The following is a 17,553-nucleotide window of genomic DNA, read 5'->3' on the forward strand; positions in this document are numbered from 1 at the left end:
CGCTCAACCCGCGACCTGCGCGGCGTACGCCTCACGGCAGCCGGTGCCGCAGAACCAGTAGGTGGTGCCGTCGACCTCCAGTTGCGGCGTGTCCGGTGTGATCACCACGGACATGCCGCAGACCGGATCCACGGCCTGCGCGGTCACTGCCCGCTGTCCGGGCGCCGGGACGAGACCCTCCTGCCGCGCCGAGCGCACGATGTCCGCGAGAACGGAGAGCGCGATCTCCCCAGGTGTCTCGGCGCCCAGATCCAGGCCGGCCGGGGTCCGGACCCGCGCGGTCTCCTCGTCGGTCAGGCCGAGCTCGGCCAGCACCGCGCGACCACGCTTGCTACTGGCAACCAATCCGACGAAGCCGACACCGGCGTCGAGCGCGGCCCGCAGTGGCTCGGTTTCGCCCCGGCCGAGCCCGGCCACCACGACCGCCAGCGTGCCCGGCGACGGCGGCTCGGTGCCCTCGAGCCGATCGATGGCGAAGCCGGCCGCGGCCCCGACCGCGGCGATCGCCTCGGCGATCGGAGTCGATCCCGAGATGGCGAGCAACGGCGGCGGGATCTGTGGCTGCAGGAAGATCTCCAGCGCGCCGCCGCTCAGGCAGGGATTGGTCGCAACCACGGCGCCGGGCACGTCCGGGAAGGCATCCGACTCGGAGGGGAGCACCCGCAGCAGGACGGCGCGCCCGTCGGTGAGGCTGGTGAGTGCGGCCGACACCACCGATCCCTCGGCGCAGACACCACCGACGAACCCCTCCACCGAGCCGTCCGCGAGCACGATCGCGTCGTCACCGGGCCGCGCCGACGTCGGGTGCTCCGCGCGGACGACGGTGGCGTGCACGAACGGTACGCGCGCACCGGTGAGCTCGGCGATCCGCCCTGCGACCACTGTCTTCATCGGCACCTCACACCGGGGGCCGCGGGTGGCCCTGCATGGCATCCCAGACGCGCGACGGCGTGAGCGGCATGTCGGCGTGCCGGATCTCGAACGGCTTGAGCGCGTCCACGACGGCGTTGACGACCGCGGCCGGCGACCCGACGGTGGCGGATTCACCGATGCCCTTCGCGCCGATCGGGTGATGCGGTGACGGGGTCACGGTGTACCCGGTCTCCCAGTCCGGGACCTCCAGCGCGGTCGGGATCAGGTAGTCCATCAGCGATCCGCCGAGGCAGTTGCCGTCCTCGTCGAAGGCGATCATCTCCATCAGGGCCATGCCGACGCCGTCGGTGAGTCCGCCGTGGATCTGGCCCTCGATGATCATCGGGTTGATCCGCGTCCCACAGTCGTCCACCGCGACGAAGCGCCGTACCTTGACCTCGGCCGTGCCGGGATCGATGTCGACGACGCAGATGTAGGCGCCGTACGGGTAGGTGAGGTTCTCCGGGTTGTAGCAGATCTGTGCTTCGAGGCCGCCCTCGATGCCGTCGGGCAGGTCGCCCGCGCCGTGCGCGCGCATCGCGATGTCCTGGATGGTGACGGCGGTCCCCGGGTCGCCCTTCACATGGAACGAACCCTTCGTCCACTCCAGGTCCGCGACCGAGACCTCGAGCATCCCGGAGGCGATGATCCGGGCCTTGTCCCGCACCTTGCGCGCGACCAGGGCGGCTGCCGCACCGGAGACCGGGGTGGAACGGCTGCCGTACGTACCGAGCCCGAACGGCGTGTTGTCGGTGTCGCCGTGCACCACCTCGATGTCGTCGGGCGGAATGCCGATCTCCTCGGCGACGATCTGCGCGAACGTCGTCTCGTGGCCCTGGCCCTGGGTCTTCACCGACAACCGGACCACGGCCTTCCCGGTCGGGTGGACCCGCAGCTCACAGCCGTCGGCCATCCCGAGGCCGAGGATGTCCATGTCCTTGCGTGGCCCGGCACCGACCGCCTCGGTGAAGAACGAGACGCCGATCCCCATCAGCTCGCCCCGGGCCAGCCGTTCGGCCTGCTCGCGGCGGAGGTCGTCGTACCCGGCCAGTTCCATCGACAACCGCATCGTCTTCTCGTAGTCGCCGGAGTCGTACACCCAGCCGGTCTTGCTCTGGTACGGGAACTGTTCGGGCCGGATGAAGTTGCGCAGCCGCAGTTCGACCGGGTCCATCTGCAGGTCGTACGCGAGACAGTCGACCAGCCGCTCGACCAGGTAGACCGCCTCGGTGATCCGGAACGAGCAGGCGTACGCGACACCACCCGGTGCCTTGTTGGTGTAGACGGCGGTCATCTTGCAGTACGCCGCCTCGAGGTCGTAGCTGCCGGTGAACACACCGAAGAAGCCGGCCGGGTACTTCACCGGGGCCGCCGTGCCGTTGAACGCGCCGTGATCGGCGAGCACGTTGGTCCGGATCGCGAGGATCTTGCCTTCCCGCGTCGCCGCGATCTCACCGCGCATGATGTAGTCGCGGGCGAAGCCGGTGCTGATCAGGTTCTCCGAGCGGTCCTCCATCCACTTGACCGGCTTGCCGAGCACGAGGGACGCGACGATCGCGCAGACGTAGCCGGGGTAGATCGGCACCTTGTTGCCGAAACCGCCGCCGATGTCGGGAGCGATCACCCGGATCTTGTGCTCCGGCAGACCGGAGACGAGTGCGTAGACGGTCCGGTGGGCGTGCGGCGCCTGGCTCGTCGTCCAGAGCGTCAGCTTGCCGTCGACGCGGTCGAAGTCCGCGACGCAGCCGCAGGTCTCCATCGGGGCCGGGTGGACGCGGGGGTAGACGATGTCCTCGGTCACCACCACGTCGGCCCGCGACATGACCTCCTCGGTGGCCGCGGCGTCCCCGGTCTCCCAGTCGAAACAGTGGTTGTCGGTCTTGCCGTCCAGGTCGTCACGGATCACCGGCGCGTCCGGGGCCAACGCGGTCCTCGCGTCCACAACCGGCGGCAACGCGTCGTACTCGACGTCGATGAGTTCGAGCGCGTCGCGGGCCGAGTAGCGGTCCTCGGCGACGACGACCGCGACCTCCTGGCCCTGGAACCGCACCTTGTCGGTGGCCAGCACGGCCTGTACGTCGTTCGACAGCGTCGGCATCCAGGCCAGACCCTTGGCCGCGAGATCGGCGCCGGTGATGACGGCCTTCACCTTCGGGTGGGCCTGTGCGGCGGTGACGTCGATGCTGACGATCCGCGCGTGCGCCAGCGGCGAGCGCAGGACGGCGAGATGCAGCATGCCGGGCAGCTGGATGTCGTCGACGTACTTGCCCAGGCCGCGGATGAACCGCGGGTCCTCCTTGCGCAGCATCCGGCCGTGACCGAGCGGCTTCTGGTCGTTGTCGTCGAACGTCTCGGTGGGACGGGTCGGTGTGGTGGTCATGCGGGGCTCCCGGCGGGCTCGGGCTCGGACGCCGCGGCGTCGGCGGGTTGTGCGCCGTCCGGATGGGTGGCCGCCCAGCGGATCGACCGGACGATGGTCGCGTAGCCGGTGCAGCGGCAGATCTGCCCCGAGATCGCCTCGCGGATCTCCTGCTCGGAGGGATCGGGGTTGCGGTCGAGCAGTGCCCGGGCGGTCATCATCATCCCCGGCGTACAGAAGCCGCACTGCAGACCATGGCACTGCATGAAGCCTTGCTGGACCGGATCGAGTCCGTCCTCGGTCTCCAGTCCTTCGACGGTCCGTACGTCGTGCCCGCCGGCCATCGCGGCCAGGACGGTGCACGACTTCACCGGCTCGTCGTCCATCCAGACCACGCAGGTCCCACAGTTGCTGGTGTCACAGCCCCAGTGCGTCCCGGTCAGCCGCAGGTGGTCCCGGAGGAAGTGCACGAGCAGCGTGCGGCCCTCGATCTCGGCCGAGACTTCCTCGCCGTTCACGGTCATCGTCACCTGCATGGTCAGCGCCTCTCTTCCCCGGAGCGTTCGGCGTACCGCTGGACTGCCGTGCGGAGAGCTCGTGTGGTGAGCTCGGCGGCCAGGTGCCGCTTGTACTCCGCGCTGCCGCGCATGTCGGTCACTGGCTCACTCGCCGCGGCGGCGAGCTGACCGGCCCGGCGGAACAGGTCCTCGGACGGCGCGTGTCCGCGCAAGGCCTCGGAGATCGCCGGGATGCCGGTCGTGTTCGGTCCCACCGCGGCCAGACCGACCCGGGCGTCGGCGATCAAGCCGTCGGAGATCCACACCGCGGCGCCGGCGGAGACGACGGCCCAGTCGCCCGCGCGGCGTTCGACCTTGTAGTACGCGCTGGAGCCGCCCGGACGGATCGGGAACCGCACCTCGGTGAGGATCTCGCCGTCGCCGACGGCCGTCTCGTACGGGCCCCGGTAGAACTCGTCCATGGTCACGACGCGCACACCGGACGTTCCTCGGATCACGCAACTGGCGTCGAGCGTCGTACAGACCGCCGAGAGGTCTTCGGACGGATCCGCCTGGCACAGCGAGCCGCCGATGGTGCCACGGTTGCGGACAACCGGATCGGCGATCACCCGCTCGGCGTCGGCGAAGATCGGGAACAGCCGGGCCAGCTCGGCGGACTCGAGCAGTTCGCGATGCCGGGTCATCGCCCCCACCCGCACTTCGTCCGGCGTGACCGTGATCCGGCCGAGCTCGTCGTGCAGGTCGTTGATGTCGATCAGGTACTCGAAGTTGGCCAGCCGGAGCTTCATCATCGGCAGCAGGCTGTGCCCGCCGGCGACCAGCCGGGCCGAGCTTCCCAGCCGGTCGAGCAGCTCGACGGCGTTGTCAACACTGGTGGCGCGCTCGTACTCGAATGGTGCTGGAACCTGCATGACGGGCCCCTTCGTCGACGCTGACACCTCGATGTCACCGCTCCGCAGGCCTACTGTCAACGACTACCTAAGGCATCGCTTAGGTGCCCAGGCGGGACTTGCCCCGGACAATCGCTCGCGGCCTCGTTCGGGGTCCGTCCGGGCTAGTTTCGACGTACCGGAAGGAGGCGGGATGCGCGATCTGCTCGACGACATCGACCGGTGGCGGGCCGACGGCCGGGCCGTCGTCCTCGCGCGAGTCGTGGACCTGGAAGGGTCGGGTCCGCGCGGACCCGGCGCGGCGATGGCGGTCAACGACCGTCTGGAGGTCACCGGGTCGGTCTCGGGCGGCTGTATCGAGGGCGCCCTGGTCACCGCGGCCGAGGAGGTCTTCACGACTGGTCAGCGTTCGGTCCACACGTTCGGGTACTCCGACAGCGAGGCGTTCGCCGTCGGTCTCACCTGCGGCGGCACGATCCACGTGTTCGTCGAGCCGCTCGACTGGTGAGGAACGTGTACGCCGAACTCGCCGAGGCACTGCGCACCCGGCGGCCCGTCGTCCTCGTCACCGTGATCGACGGACCCGGGACCGGAGCCAAGCTGCTGATCACGGCCGAGGGTGAACAATTCGGAAGCCTCGGCGACGAGGCGCTGGACGAGCGCGTCAGCCGGGACGCGCTCGGTGCGCTCGCGGCGGGCCTGACCGGTGTGCGGCACTACGGACGCCACGGCGAGCCGGCGCAGACCGATCTCACGGTGTTCGTCGAGTCGTTCACGGCACCGAGGCGGATGATCATCTTCGGTGCCGTCGACTTCGCCGCCGCGCTGTCCCAAGCCGCCACCTTGCTCAAGTACTCCGTGACGGTGTGCGACGCGCGGCCCATCTTCGCCACCCGGGCGCGCTTCCCGCAGGCCGACGAGGTCGTCGTGGACTGGCCCCAGCGGTTCCTCGCCCGGATCGGGCCGAGCCTGACCACCCGGGACGCGGTGTGCGTCCTCACCCATGACGCGAAGTTCGACGTACCCGCGATCGTCGCCGCGCTCGCCACGGAGGTCGGCTACCTCGGCGTCATGGGCAGCCGCAACACCCACCGCGACCGCCTGGAACGCCTCCGCGCCGAGGGCGTTCCGCCGGAATCCCTCGACCGCCTGCACGCGCCGATCGGCCTGGACATCGGCGCCCTCACCCCCGAGGAGACCGCGATCTCGATCTGCGCCGAGATCATCGCCCACCGCGCCGGCCTCGACCTCATCCGCCCCCTGACCCACCTCACCACCCCGATCCACCACTAGTCCTTCGTCAGGTTCACCCTCTCTCCGGTGGTGATCGAGTTCTCGATGGCGCAGATGAGTTCGGTGACCAGGACGCCGTGGTCGATGCCTGGGCCGAGGTCGGCGCCGTCGATGAGGCCGGCGGCGAAGTCCTGGACCATCCATACGGCGGGGCCGACCTGGGATCGGCCGATCCGGCCGGAGACGGGCCAGGCGGAGCGGTGCTTGTCGGTCACCACGGTGAGGCCCTGATGGGAGAGATCGGCGGTCACCGAGCCTTCGGTGCCGATCACCTGGAAGCGGAAGTCGACGATGCCGTCGCCGGCGTCGGGGAGGGTCCAGGCGGAGGAGAGTGTCGCGGTCGAGCCGTCGTCGAAGCTGACCAGGGCGTGTACGACGTCCCACGTGTCGATGCCGCGCTTGGCGAGGACACCACGCGATCCGACCGCACTCACCGACACGGGCTTCCGGCCGGTGAGCCACAGGACGAGGTCGACGGTGTGCGGCATGAGGAACCAGGCCGGCGACGACTGAGCCGCCCACGACAGCATGGTCGTCGGTACGAAGTAGGAGTTGCTCAGGGTGGCTGATGCCGTGATCGGCTCGCCGACGGACGCCATCGCCGCCTTGGCCTGCACCACGTGCGGGTTCCAGCGGTTCTCGAAGCCGACGAGGCATCGAACGCCCGAGCGATGAACCGCCGCAGCGATGGCATGGGCGTCGTCCAGGTTGGTGGCGACCGGCTTCTCGATCAGCAGATGCTTACCGGCTGCGGCCACGTCGACGGCGATCTGACGGTGGGCGAAGTCCGGCGTCGCCACGATCACGGCGTCCGGATCGAATGCCTCGAGCAACTCGAGATGCGACGCGGTGACAGGGAGGCCGGTGGCGCTCCTCGCCTCCTCGGCCACCTTGGCCGAGGGCTCCGCGAGGCCGACGACCGTGACGTCCGGCTGTGCCTCGAGAGCTTCGGCGAACAGCCTTCCGCGCAGTCCGGCGCCGACGATGCCAATGGTTACCATGAAAAGCCTTTCAGCTCAGAACAGCGTGAAGCCGCCGTCGACCTTGACGATCGAGCCGGTCATGAAGCTGGACGCCTCGCTCGCCAGGAAGATCGCCACCGGCCCCAGCTCCGGCGGCAGCCCGTAGCGCTTCATGGCGGCGGGATCGACGCACCACTCCTTGTACTCCGGCTGGTCGACGGGCGACATCTCCGTGAGGAAATACCCCGGCGCCATCGCGTTCACGCGGATCCCGTGCGGCGCCCACTCGGCCGCCAGCGCCTTGGTCAACTGATGGACGGCGGCCTTGGACGACAGGTACGACGCCTGCCACCGCGGCTGGTTGACGATCTCGGCCGACATCGAACCGACGTTGACGATCGTGCCACCGCCCCGCTCCGCCATCCGGCGTCCGACCGCGCGACTGCAGTACCAGACGCCGTCGACGTTCACGGAGAACACCTCGTGCCAGGCGTCATCGGGTGTCTCGAAGGCCCGGCCGGCCACGCCGATGCCGGCGTTGTTCAGCAACACGTCGATCTCGCCGAACTCGGTGCTCACCTGCTCGACCGCGCGTTCGACGTCCTCGACATCGGACACCTCGAGCTGTACGCCGTACGCACGGATGCCGAGCGCGGTCAGCTCGTCGGCGGCGGCCCGGGCCGCGGCGAGAGTTCGCGCGGTGACCGCGACCGCCGCACCCGCATCGCCGAGCGCTTCGGCCATCGCGCGGCCGAGGCCCCGGTTGCCGCCGGTGACGAGAGCGACCTTGCCCTCGAGGGAGAACTTCTGCATCGCGTTCATGGCGTCCTTTCCGTTCATGGTCAGGGGGCCGGCCAGAGTGGGGCCAGGCCGGTGGAGAGGAGAGCGAAGCCTTGGTTGGCGGCTTTGACGGCCGCGGGGAGGGCGTTGGGAGCTGTGATGCCGGATGCGCAGCGATCGTAGTTGGTGATCGCCAGGGTCCATTGGACAGCGTTGATCTGGGCGGCCGCCAGGCGGGCGGTGAGTTCGGGCGTGGCGGCGGTCTCGTGGAGGGCGGCGGCCAGCTCCCGCTCGGAGGTCTCGTTGAACTGCAGCATGCGGGCCATCAGTGCCGGCGTGCTGCGGAGCAGCCGGTAGAGGGCGAGTACGTCGGGGCGGTCGGTGAGGCCGGTGACCGGATCGTGGGCGCGGAGACGGTCGACGAAGTGCTCGTGGACAGCGGTCAGTGGTGACCGATCGGCGGGACGGGCGCGGACGACCCGGGCGGCCTCGCCTTCGTGGTCGGCGAAGCGGTGGACGACGAGGTCCTCCTTGGTCGGGAAGTACGCGAAGAGGGTCCGCCGGGAGACGTCCGCGGCCTCCGCGACCTGGGTGATCGACACCTGGTCGAAACCGTGCTCGACGAACAGCTCGATGGCCGCCGTCGAGATCGCCTCCCGGGTGCGGGTCTTCTTCCGCTCACGCAACGCCATGCCGGGATGCTAGCACCGAGTGCTATTCTGCACTCAGTCTACTTTTGCACTGAGGGGAGTTCTCATGGATGTGCTGATCGCGGGAGCCGGACCGACCGGCCTGATGCTGGCCTACGAGCTAGCGCTCGCCGGAGTCGGCGTGACCGTCCTCGAGCGGCTGGACGCGCGGATCGAGCAGACGAAGGGTGGCGCGCTGCAGGCCCGCACGGCCGAGGTGCTGGACATGCGCGGACTGCTCGGCCCGATCAAGGCCCGCGAACTCCCGCGCGAGCAGGTCGGCGGCCACTTCGCCGGACTCCCGGTCCCGCTCGACGCGTCGCCGTGGAACACCCGGCACCCGTACCCGATCTCGGTCCCGCAGTGGATCGTCGAAGAAGAACTCGAGTACGCCGCTGTCGCCCGCGGAGCTGGCGTACGTCGTGGCGTCGAGGTCGGCGGGGTCGAACAGGACCACGATGGCGTGACCGTCACCGCCGGCGGGGACACGTTGCGGGCCCGCTATCTCGTGGCATGCGACGGTGCGCACAGTACGGTCCGCCGGCTCCTCGACGTACCGTTCCCCGGCCGGCCGGGTACGTTCCGCGCGGTGCTCACCGACGTACGACTGTCCTCGGTGTCCGACCAGGTGCCGACCATCGCCGGTCACTTCAGCACGATGACCAAGCAGGGTGACGACTACTGGGGCATGCTCGTGCCGGTCGGCGAGGGCAAGTACCGGTTCACCTTCGGCTGGGACGGAGTCGCCTCCCCGGACGAGACGCAGTCCGCGCTCACCGCCTTGTACGGCGAGGAGACCAGGCTCGCGGAGGTCCTCAACTCATCGGAGTTCGGCGACGCGACCCGGCAACTGGAGTCCTACCGCCATGGGCGGATCTTCTTCGCCGGGGACGCCGCGCACATCCACCCGCCGTTCGGTGGGCAGGGCCTCAACCTCGGTGTCCAGGACGCCTTCAACCTCGGCTGGAAACTCGCCGCCGCGGTGCACGGCACGGCCGACGTCCTCGACACCTACCAGACCGAGCGGCATCCCATGGCTGCGCGCGTACTGCGCCACACCGCGGCGCAACGCGTCTTCGCCCTCCCCGGCCCGAGCGACGACGTCGTCGAACTCCGCGAGATCTTCACCGACCTCATGCGTCTCCCCGACGCCAACCGCTACCTCGCCGGCCTGATGTCCGGCCTGGACGCCCCCGACCGAATCCCCGACCTCGACCTGATCACCCCCGACTGCCCCACCCGCCTCTCCACGCTCCTCCACCCCGGCCACCCCCTCCTCCTCGACTTCACCAACCACCCCTGGCCACCCACCTGGTCCGTCCAGGTCGTCCACGCCAAGCCCGACGGCGAACACGAATCCCTCCTGATCCGCCCGGACGGCGTGCTCTGCTGCGCGGACCCCACACAAATCCCCGCTGCCCTAACAAACTGGTTCGGCCCGCACCTGTAGGAGATTGACGGCAATGTCGAACTATTGACGTTCATGTCAGGACCCATCTACGGTGGTCTTCTCAGCGAGGAAGCGAGGAGACCATGGGGTATGTCATCGGGGTGGATGTCGGTGGGACGTTCACGGATGCGGTGCTGGATGACGATGCGGGGACGATCGTTGCGGCGAAGGCACCGTCCACGCCCTCGGACTACTCGCGCGGGGTGATGGACGCGCTGGTGGTGCTGGCCGAGCAGCTCGGTGAGCCGGTCGGCGGGATGCTCGCCCGGACCCACCATGTCGCGCACGGTACGACGTCGTCGCTGAACGCCCTGGTGACGGGCAACGTGCCGCCCGTCGGGTTCCTCACCACGATCGGGCACCGCGACTCGATCTTCATCATGAACGTGGAGGGCCGCTATCTCGGTTCCTCACCCGACGAGCTGCAGAACGTGCTCGGTCAGGGCAAGAACCACGGCCTGATCCCGAAGCGGCACGCGCTGGAGGTCGTCGAGCGGGTCGATCGCGACGGCAAGGTCGTCGTACCTCTCGACGAGGAATCGGTCCGTACCGCGGTGACGAGCCTGCTGGGCGAGGGGATCCGGTCGATCGCGGTCTCGCTGTTGTGGTCGTTCAAGAATCCGGTGCACGAGCAACGGATCCGGGAACTGATCCACGAGCTCGACCCGGACGTCTTCGTCGCGCTGAGCTCGGAGGTCAGTCCGCGGATCCGTGAGTTCGCCCGGAACGCGACCACCATCATGAGTTCGCAGATCGGTCCCGGGTTGCGCGACTACCTGGGTGCCCTGGAGGGCCGGTTACGCGAGGCGGGACTCGCCGGTCCGCTGCTGGTGATGCAGAGCAACGGCGGTGCGATCGCCGCGAGCGAGGCCCCGTCGAGCGCAATCAGTACGGTCGGATCCGTCCTGACCGGTGGCGTCGTCGGCGCGGTGTCGCTCGGCCGCCAGCTGGGTCATCGCAACATCATCACCACGGATGTCGGCGGTACGACGTTCTTGGTCGGACTGATCGTGGACGGCGAACCGGTCCGGGCCAGCACCACGATCATCAACCACCACCCCGTCAACGTGCCCACGCTCGAGGTGCACGCGATCGGTGCGGGTGGTGGCGCGATCGCCTGGATCGATGCCGGTGGCAACTTGCAGGTCGGGCCGCGGAGCGCCCAGTCCGTGCCGGGGCCCGCGTGTTATGACGCGGGCGGGACCGAGCCGACCAACACCGATGCCAATCTGGTCCTGGGCGTCCTCCCGGAGAGCGGGCTGCTGGGCGGACGCAAGGCACTGAACCTCGACGCGGCCCGGCGCGCGATCCGCGACAAGATCGCCGCGCCACTGGGGCTCAGCGTGGAGGATGCCGCGGCCGCGATCTACGCGATCCAGAACGCCCAGACCGGTGACCTGCTGCGCAAGACGGTGGTCGAGGCCGGCCACGATCCGCGGTCGTTCGTGCTCTACGCCTTCGGTGGCGCCGGTCCGGCGTACTGCGCGTCCTATGCCGCTGAGGTCGGCGTGCGCGAGGTCGTCGTACCACTGGGGCCGGTCGCGTCGGCGTTCTCCGCCTATGGTCTGGCCTCGTCGGATGTCGTGCTCGCGTCGGAGCTGTCCGACCCGGGGCCGATGCCGTTCGATGCCACGCGCGCCGCGCGGAACTTCGCCGTCCTCCAGGACCAGGTCGAGTCCGCGCTCGGCCGGCAAGGGCTGAAGTACGAGCAGATCGAGTACGTCCGGTCGCTCGATCTCCGCTACACCGCACAACTCGCGGAGGTCTCGGTCGAGGTGCCGAGCGGGCCGCTCGACGCGACCACGATGGCCGACACGCTCGCTGCCTTCGAGAAGCGGTACGCCGAGTTGTACGGCGAAGGCACGGGCTTCGGTGCCGCCGGGATCCAGGCGATCACGTTCCGGGTCCGGGGTACCGGGATGCTGCCGTTCTCGCCCACCTTGCCGAAGCTCGCCGACGCGGACGGGCGGGATCCCATCGCCGCGCTGCGCTCCACTCGGAAGGTCTGCCTCGACGCCCGCGTCGGATACGTCGAGACACCGGTCTACGACTATCGCGCGCTGAAGGCCGGCCACGTGATCACCGGACCGGCCGTGATCGAGGTGCCCACCACGACTGTCGTCGTACCTCCGGACATGGCCGGAGTGGTCGACCACCTCGGCAACCTGACGATCGACACCCAGCGGAGGTCCTGAGCATGGTCATGCAGATTCCCGGCTCGGAGTACTTCTCCAGCCGTCCCGTCGACCCGGCCGTTCTCGCTTCCGCGCTGCCCGCGGCGCTCCCGGTGCACAGCGTCGGCCAGGAGCAGATCGACAACCTCGATCCCCTCACCTATGAGGTGATCCGGCACCGGCTGTGGTCGGTCACCGAGGAGATGGGCGAGGCGCTGAAGCGGATGTCGGGTTCGCCGATCGTCACCGATGCGAACGACTTCGACTTCGCGATCTGCGACGAGCTGGGCCAGGAAGTCCAGGTCGGTCTCTACAACACGATGCTGGTCGGTGCGGTGGACCTGGCGATCTACTGGACCCTGCAGCACCGGGCCGAGAACCCGGGCATCCGCGAAGGCGACATGTTCCTCTGCAACGACCCGTGGGTCGGCGGTGGGCTGCACCAGAGTGACGTCATCGTGTTCCAGCCGGTCTTCGTCGACGGCAAGCTGTTCGCCTGGACGAGTGCGATCTGCCACGAGCCGGACCTGGGCGGAGTCGGCCTCGGCTCGTTCTCCCCGGCGGCACAGGACGTCTTCGCCGAGGCGTTGCCGACACCCCCGGTGAAGGTCGTGCGCGACTTCGAGTTGCAGAACGACGTCGCCGATGCCTGGGTCCGGCGATCGCGCGTACCGATGCTGGTGAACCTCGACCTGCGCGCCAAGATCGGCTCGAACTCGGTCGGCCGCAAGCGCCTCCTCGATGTCATCGACCAGTACGGCGCGGACACGGTGAAGGCGGTCATGAAGCGGATGATGGCCGATGCCGAGAGCCGGCTGCGGCACAAGCTGACCGACCTGCCCGACGGCACCTGGCGCGCCACCGGGTACCAGGACCAGTCGCACGAGGGCGATCGCGGCGTACACAAGATCACCGTCGCGATGACCAAGGCGGGCGACCACCTGACCTTCGACTTCCACGGCACCGATCCGCAGAGCGGCGTGATCAACTGCACGTACGCCGGGATGCGCGGCGGCGTGATGCTCGCGCTGCTCCCGATCCTCGCGCACGACATCCCCTGGTCCGCGGGCGGTCTGATGCGCTGCTTCGATCTGATCGCGGAGGAGGGCACGATCAACAACGCGACCTTCCCGGCCGCCGTGAGCCGCGGGCCGATCGGACCGGCTTGGCTCACCGGCACGCTGGTCGCCGAGTGCCTGTCGCAGCTCCTCGACCAATCGGTCGACCTGGGCAAGAGCGTCCAGGCCGCCTGCTGCGGCACGTGGGACACCGCGGTCGTGGCGGGTCTGGACGAACGTGGCGACGTACCGATGCCCTTCCTGAACGTGATGATGGAACCAATGGCGGGCGGCTTCGGCGCTCGCCCGCAGACGGACGGCATGGACACCGGCGGCCTGTTCTGCATCCCGATGGGCCGGATCCCCGATGTCGAGATGACGGAGTTCCTCTATCCGTTGCTCACGTTGTGGCGGCGGGAGGAACCTGATTCGGGTGGTCCCGGCCGGCAGCGCGGCGGTGTCAGCGCCTCGGTGGCCGTCACGTTGTACGGCTCGAACAACCCCGCGGGGCTCGTCCTCGCGTCCGCCGGCAAGGCGGTCTCCCAGAACAACGGGCTCGCGGGTGGCTACCCCGGGAACACCGGCCTGGATGCGGTTGCCCGGGGCATCGATGTCCACGGGTTGCTCGCGCAGGGCCGGATCCCGCAGTCGCTGGAGGAGTTCGGCGACCAGGTCGAGCTCGGCAACTGCTATGCGCAGTCCTATCTCGCTCCGGGCGAAGTGCTGTACCTCAGCTGGCAAGGCGGCGGCGGGTACGGCGACCCCCTGCACCGCGATCCGGTCGCTGTCGCCTACGACGTACGCGAGCAGAAGGTCTCGCCCGCGGCGGCCGCCGAGGTGTACGGCGTCGTGCTGCACGAGGGTGTGGTCGACCAGGAGGAGACCGCCGAGTTGCGGGCGCGGATGCGCGAGCAGCGGCGGCAGCAGTCGGGCGCACCGCAGGTCGACGAGGCAGTGCGCGTCGACGTGGCGGACGCGCGGCGGTTGGACGACAACCTCGTTGTCGCCGGCAACAAGGTCGGCTGTGCACACTGCGGTCATCAACTGGCGGACCTGTCCACGAGTTCGCGATTGGAGCTGGCGGTCTTCGAGGGACCGTCGACCGATGCGGGTCCGCAGATCACCTCCGATCCGTCGACGTACGTCGATGACGACGTGGTCTTCCGGCAGCTGTGCTGTCCGTCGTGCTGGACAGCGGTCCACTCCGTGGTCGTTCCCCGGGATCATGCCGACCACGTCTCGGAGCTGAGCCGCTTCGCGCTCGCGGGTAGGCAGCAGTGAAGCTCGGCACGGTGGATGTCCTGGGTGGCGGACCGGGCGGACTGTACGTCGCCCGCCTGCTCAAGCTCAGGCATCCCGGGAGCAGGGTCCGGGTCTTCGAACAGTCCGAACCAGCGAGCACCTTCGGCTTCGGCGTCGGACTTGCCACGCGGACCCAGCGCAACCTGGAGGCCGCCGACCCCGCGACGTTCGCGGCGATCGTTGCTCGTTCCTGGCCGCACGAGATGTCGATGGCGGTCGGTGACCGGCAGGTGAGCCTGGCACTGGACAACCTGATCGCGATCGGCCGGTCGACTCTGCTCGATGTCCTGCGACGGCACGCGGAGGCCGCGGGCGTCGAGTTCCGGTACGGCGCTCGCGCCGACGCAGCCGAGTCGGACGCCGACCTTGTGATCGCCGCGGACGGAGTCAGCAGTGGGACGCGCGAGGCTCGCGCGGACGTCTTCGGTGCGCGCGTCGACGTCCACAAGGGTCTGTACCTGTGGGCCGGGACGGATGTCGCACTGCCGGCGGCCGTGTTCACGCCGGTCCGGACCGAGTACGGCACCTTCGTCGCCCACGCCTATCCGTATGCGCGGGACCGGAGCACCTTCCTGATCGAGACCGATGAGGAGACGTGGCGCCGGGCCGGCTTCGACGTCACCACCGACCGGTTGCCTGTAGATGCGAACGACACGGATGCTCTGGAGTACCTGAGCGACGCCTTCCGGCAGCATCTGCACGGGCATCGACTGATCGGGAACCGGACCCGCTGGCTCCGGTTCCGGACCGTCAGCTGCGAACGCTGGTACGACGGCAACGTCGTACTCCTCGGCGACGCGGCCCACACCGCGCACTACTCGATCGGATCCGGGACGAAGCTCGCCATGGAAGGCGGAATCGCTCTGGACACCGCCATCGCGGAGTCGACCGACCTCGGCGAGGCATTGGTTCGGTACGAGGCGACGCGGCGGCCGATCGTCGAGCACCTGCAGGAAACTGCTGCGCGCAGCATGAGCTGGTGGGACTCGTACCCCACCAGGCTCGACCTGCCGGTCGAGCAGTTACTCCTCTCCTACATGACCCGGGCCGGGAAGGTCTCTGTCGACCGCTTCGCGATCACCGCACCCGACGTCGTCCGCGCCGCGCTGGCGCAGTACGGCCGCTGCGATGTCGCCGCTGTCGACGACGCGGACCGTACCGAATGGGTGCTGCGGCAACCGACACACAGCCTTGCGTCCCGGCGCGTTCGGGCGTCGGAGATCCCAGGGCTGCTCCCGGTCCGAGTCACGGTGACCGATCCTTGGGGGACGGACGCCGACACCCTCGTCAAGTCGGTGTCGGACGCGGCCACGGATCCGGCGATGTCCGGCGTCATCCTCACCACCACGGACGATCCGGGCTCCGTACTCACGATGTTCGACGTCGCGGAGCGCATCCGGCGCGAGGTGGGTACGCTCGTCGTGACGCAGCTGCCCGAGCGCTACACCGATCTCGCCGTCGGCGCGCTCGTCAGTGAGCGCATCGATGTCGTAGACCTGATCGCCGGTGCCGCATGATCACTCACGAACTGGTGCCGCCGTTCCGGCCCGACCTCGCCGAGCGCTACCGGGCGGCCGGCCTCTGGGGGACCAGGTCCATCGCACCAGAGTTCACCGCGGTCGCACGACGACACCCCTCTGAACCGGCCCTCGTCACCGAGCAAGGCACTCTGACGTACGCCGAACTCGACGCGACCACGGACCGGATCGGCGCAGGTCTGCTCGAGCTCGGTCTTCGACCAGGCGACCGTATCTTGTTCCAGGCAACCAATCGGCTGGAGACCGTCGTCGCCTGGTACGCCTGCCTCAAGGCGGCCCTGGTCCCCGTCGCCACCCTCGCCGCGCATCGGGCGCACGAGATCGCCGAGATCAGCCGGCAGTCCTCGGCGACAGCCCACCTCGTCGAGGCGGGTCTGCCCTTCGATCTGGTCGCGTTCGCGCGGGAGATCGCCGAGGACCATCCGAGTCTGCGGTACGTGATCACCATCGGAGCGACGGGCGCCGGGGTCAGCCTCGAGAGCCTCGGTGCCGGCCTGAGTGACGACGCGGTTCGCTCCCGGATCGACGAAGCACAGCGTGCGGTCGGGCCGGACGACCTTGCGGCGCTGCAGTTGTCCGGCGGGACTACCGGCGTACCGAAACTCATCCCGCGCCGGCATGCCGAGTACTGGTACAACGCCGCCGCCTACGCGCGGCGCCTCGGCTGGGGAGTCGGGACGCGGGTGGGGCATCTGATCCCGGTCATCCACAACGCGGGCATCACCTGTGCGGTCCATGCCGCCCACAGTTGTGGGGCCACCCTTGTGCTGGGTACGTCCAGCGCCGTCGACTCCCTGTCCCTGCTGTCCAGCGCGCGTATCGATACCGCGCTCATCGGGCACGGCCACTTCGGCGCACTCGGACAGTCCGCTTTCCTCGACCGGTTGCCGACCCTGCGTCAGGTCCTGCTCTCCGGGACCAAGGTTCCCGAGGCCTTGTTCGACGAGCTGGAGCGTCGAGGAATCTGGTCGGGGCAGCTGTTCGGCATGGGCGAGGGACTGTTCGTGATGAGTCGTCTCGACGATCCCCGCGAGGCGCGCCTGCGGACGGTCGGCACCCCGCTGAGCGAGCTCGACGAGATTCGCATCCTGCTGCCCGGCACCGAGGTCGAGGCGCCGTACGGCGAAGTCGGCGAGCTGTGCTGCCGCGGGCCGTACACGATTCCCGGCTACTACGCGGCCGGTGAACACAACGCACAGGCCTTCACCGCGGACGGGTTCTACCGCACCGGCGATCTGGCGCGCTGGGCCGAGTACGACGGCGAGTCGCAGCTGCTGATCGAGGGCCGGATCAAGGACGTGATCAATCGCGGCGGCGAGAAGATCAACGCGGAGGAGATCGAGCTGCTGCTGATCAGGCATCCGGACATCGAGCAGGCGGCGGTCGTCGCGATGCCGGACGTCCGGCTGGGGGAGCGGTCCTGCGCGTACCTGGTGGCACGAGCCGCGGTCGATCTGCCGGCCGTCCAGCGGTACCTGGAGTCGCTCGGGGTGGCGAAGTACAAGTGGCCCGAGCGGGTCGAACTGCTGGACGACCTCCCCAGGACGAAGGTCGGGAAGATCGACAAGGTGTGGTTGCGCAAGCGTGTCGCAGCGGCCCTCGCGCCGGATGCCGGCAGTTAGAGTCTC

Annotated in this window: 14 protein-coding genes; 7 read left to right on the forward strand and 7 right to left on the reverse strand. The window is 69.1% G+C overall.

Features of this window, described 5'->3' with window-relative positions; genetic code table 11:
- Positions 1-3: 3 nt before the first annotated feature.
- Genes ACZ6O0_RS36230 through ACZ6O0_RS36245 form a run of 4 tightly spaced genes read right to left on the reverse strand, consistent with a single transcriptional unit; the run spans position 4 to position 4,700 of the window.
- Positions 4-891, reverse strand: a complete 888-nt coding sequence (locus ACZ6O0_RS36230; RefSeq protein ID WP_465769562.1) for an XdhC family protein — start codon at positions 889-891, stop codon at positions 4-6.
- A gap of 7 nt (positions 892-898) precedes the next feature.
- Positions 899-3,292, reverse strand: coding sequence for an aerobic carbon-monoxide dehydrogenase large subunit (locus tag ACZ6O0_RS36235; protein ID WP_465769563.1), 2,394 nt, complete (start codon positions 3,290-3,292; stop codon positions 899-901).
- On the reverse strand, positions 3,289-3,807 hold the full coding sequence (locus ACZ6O0_RS36240) for a (2Fe-2S)-binding protein (RefSeq protein WP_465769564.1): 519 nt from the start codon (positions 3,805-3,807) through the stop codon (positions 3,289-3,291). The genes ACZ6O0_RS36235 and ACZ6O0_RS36240 overlap by 4 nt, the downstream gene beginning before the upstream one ends.
- Positions 3,808-3,809: 2 nt before the next feature.
- Entirely contained in the window at positions 3,810-4,700 is an 891-nt protein-coding gene (locus ACZ6O0_RS36245; protein ID WP_465769565.1) for an FAD binding domain-containing protein, read from the reverse strand.
- A gap of 172 nt (positions 4,701-4,872) precedes the next feature.
- Here ACZ6O0_RS36245 and ACZ6O0_RS36250 point away from each other — a divergent pair, with 172 nt between their 5' ends.
- Both ACZ6O0_RS36250 and ACZ6O0_RS36255 read left to right on the forward strand, forming a co-directional pair.
- Positions 4,873-5,187 carry an XdhC family protein gene (locus ACZ6O0_RS36250; RefSeq protein ID WP_465769566.1) on the forward strand — a complete coding sequence of 105 codons (315 nt, stop codon included), beginning with the start codon at positions 4,873-4,875 and terminating at the stop codon, positions 5,185-5,187.
- Positions 5,184-5,972, forward strand: coding sequence for an XdhC family protein (locus tag ACZ6O0_RS36255; RefSeq protein ID WP_465769567.1), 789 nt, complete (start codon positions 5,184-5,186; stop codon positions 5,970-5,972). The genes ACZ6O0_RS36250 and ACZ6O0_RS36255 overlap by 4 nt, the downstream gene beginning before the upstream one ends.
- On the opposite strand, the gene ACZ6O0_RS36260 is transcribed toward ACZ6O0_RS36255, so the two are convergent.
- The 3 genes from ACZ6O0_RS36260 to ACZ6O0_RS36270 are packed head-to-tail and all read right to left on the reverse strand — an operon-like array spanning position 5,969 to position 8,406.
- Positions 5,969-6,973, reverse strand: a complete 1,005-nt coding sequence (locus tag ACZ6O0_RS36260) for a Gfo/Idh/MocA family protein (protein ID WP_465769568.1) — start codon at positions 6,971-6,973, stop codon at positions 5,969-5,971. The genes ACZ6O0_RS36255 and ACZ6O0_RS36260 overlap by 4 nt on opposite strands.
- A gap of 15 nt (positions 6,974-6,988) precedes the next feature.
- Positions 6,989-7,756 (reverse strand): SDR family NAD(P)-dependent oxidoreductase, encoded by a 768-nt coding sequence (locus tag ACZ6O0_RS36265; protein ID WP_465769569.1) that lies wholly within the window; start codon positions 7,754-7,756, stop codon positions 6,989-6,991.
- 20 nt (positions 7,757-7,776) lie between these two features.
- Positions 7,777-8,406 carry a TetR/AcrR family transcriptional regulator gene (locus ACZ6O0_RS36270; RefSeq protein ID WP_465769570.1) on the reverse strand — a complete coding sequence of 210 codons (630 nt, stop codon included), beginning with the start codon at positions 8,404-8,406 and terminating at the stop codon, positions 7,777-7,779.
- A gap of 64 nt (positions 8,407-8,470) precedes the next feature.
- On the opposite strand from ACZ6O0_RS36270, the gene ACZ6O0_RS36275 reads away from it, so the two are divergent.
- From ACZ6O0_RS36275 to ACZ6O0_RS36295, 5 genes are all read left to right on the forward strand, one after another.
- On the forward strand, positions 8,471-9,853 hold the full coding sequence (locus tag ACZ6O0_RS36275) for an FAD-dependent monooxygenase (protein WP_465769571.1): 1,383 nt from the start codon (positions 8,471-8,473) through the stop codon (positions 9,851-9,853).
- 83 nt (positions 9,854-9,936) lie between these two features.
- A complete protein-coding gene (locus tag ACZ6O0_RS36280; RefSeq protein WP_465769572.1) occupies positions 9,937-12,048 on the forward strand; it encodes a hydantoinase/oxoprolinase family protein in 2,112 nt (703 codons plus the stop codon).
- A gap of 2 nt (positions 12,049-12,050) precedes the next feature.
- Entirely contained in the window at positions 12,051-14,366 is a 2,316-nt protein-coding gene (locus ACZ6O0_RS36285) for a hydantoinase B/oxoprolinase family protein (protein WP_465769573.1), read from the forward strand.
- A complete protein-coding gene (locus ACZ6O0_RS36290; RefSeq protein WP_465769574.1) occupies positions 14,363-15,904 on the forward strand; it encodes an FAD-dependent monooxygenase in 1,542 nt (513 codons plus the stop codon). Before ACZ6O0_RS36285 ends, ACZ6O0_RS36290 begins: the two co-directional genes overlap by 4 nt.
- Positions 15,901-17,547, forward strand: coding sequence for a (2,3-dihydroxybenzoyl)adenylate synthase (locus ACZ6O0_RS36295; protein ID WP_465769575.1), 1,647 nt, complete (start codon positions 15,901-15,903; stop codon positions 17,545-17,547). The genes ACZ6O0_RS36290 and ACZ6O0_RS36295 overlap by 4 nt, the downstream gene beginning before the upstream one ends.
- Positions 17,548-17,553 lie beyond the last annotated feature (6 nt).

This window comes from Kribbella sp. NPDC048837 (assembly GCF_055586945.1).

What these genes read in the sequence shown, in the direction of transcription:
- ACZ6O0_RS36245 (WP_465769565.1), bottom strand. Translation starts at nt 4,700, where the DNA reads ATGCAGGTTCCAGCACCATTCGAGTACGAGCGCGCCACCAGTGTTGAC.
- ACZ6O0_RS36250 (WP_465769566.1), top strand. Translation starts at nt 4,873, where the DNA reads ATGCGCGATCTGCTCGACGACATCGACCGGTGGCGGGCCGACGGCCGG.
- ACZ6O0_RS36295 (WP_465769575.1), top strand. Translation starts at nt 15,901, where the DNA reads ATGATCACTCACGAACTGGTGCCGCCGTTCCGGCCCGACCTCGCCGAG.
- ACZ6O0_RS36270 (WP_465769570.1), bottom strand. Translation starts at nt 8,406, where the DNA reads ATGGCGTTGCGTGAGCGGAAGAAGACCCGCACCCGGGAGGCGATCTCG.
- ACZ6O0_RS36265 (WP_465769569.1), bottom strand. Translation starts at nt 7,756, where the DNA reads ATGAACGCGATGCAGAAGTTCTCCCTCGAGGGCAAGGTCGCTCTCGTC.
- ACZ6O0_RS36285 (WP_465769573.1), top strand. Translation starts at nt 12,051, where the DNA reads ATGGTCATGCAGATTCCCGGCTCGGAGTACTTCTCCAGCCGTCCCGTC.
- ACZ6O0_RS36230 (WP_465769562.1), bottom strand. Translation starts at nt 891, where the DNA reads ATGAAGACAGTGGTCGCAGGGCGGATCGCCGAGCTCACCGGTGCGCGC.
- ACZ6O0_RS36260 (WP_465769568.1), bottom strand. Translation starts at nt 6,973, where the DNA reads ATGGTAACCATTGGCATCGTCGGCGCCGGACTGCGCGGAAGGCTGTTC.
- ACZ6O0_RS36280 (WP_465769572.1), top strand. Translation starts at nt 9,937, where the DNA reads ATGGGGTATGTCATCGGGGTGGATGTCGGTGGGACGTTCACGGATGCG.
- ACZ6O0_RS36235 (WP_465769563.1), bottom strand. Translation starts at nt 3,292, where the DNA reads ATGACCACCACACCGACCCGTCCCACCGAGACGTTCGACGACAACGAC.
- ACZ6O0_RS36240 (WP_465769564.1), bottom strand. Translation starts at nt 3,807, where the DNA reads ATGCAGGTGACGATGACCGTGAACGGCGAGGAAGTCTCGGCCGAGATC.
- ACZ6O0_RS36275 (WP_465769571.1), top strand. Translation starts at nt 8,471, where the DNA reads ATGGATGTGCTGATCGCGGGAGCCGGACCGACCGGCCTGATGCTGGCC.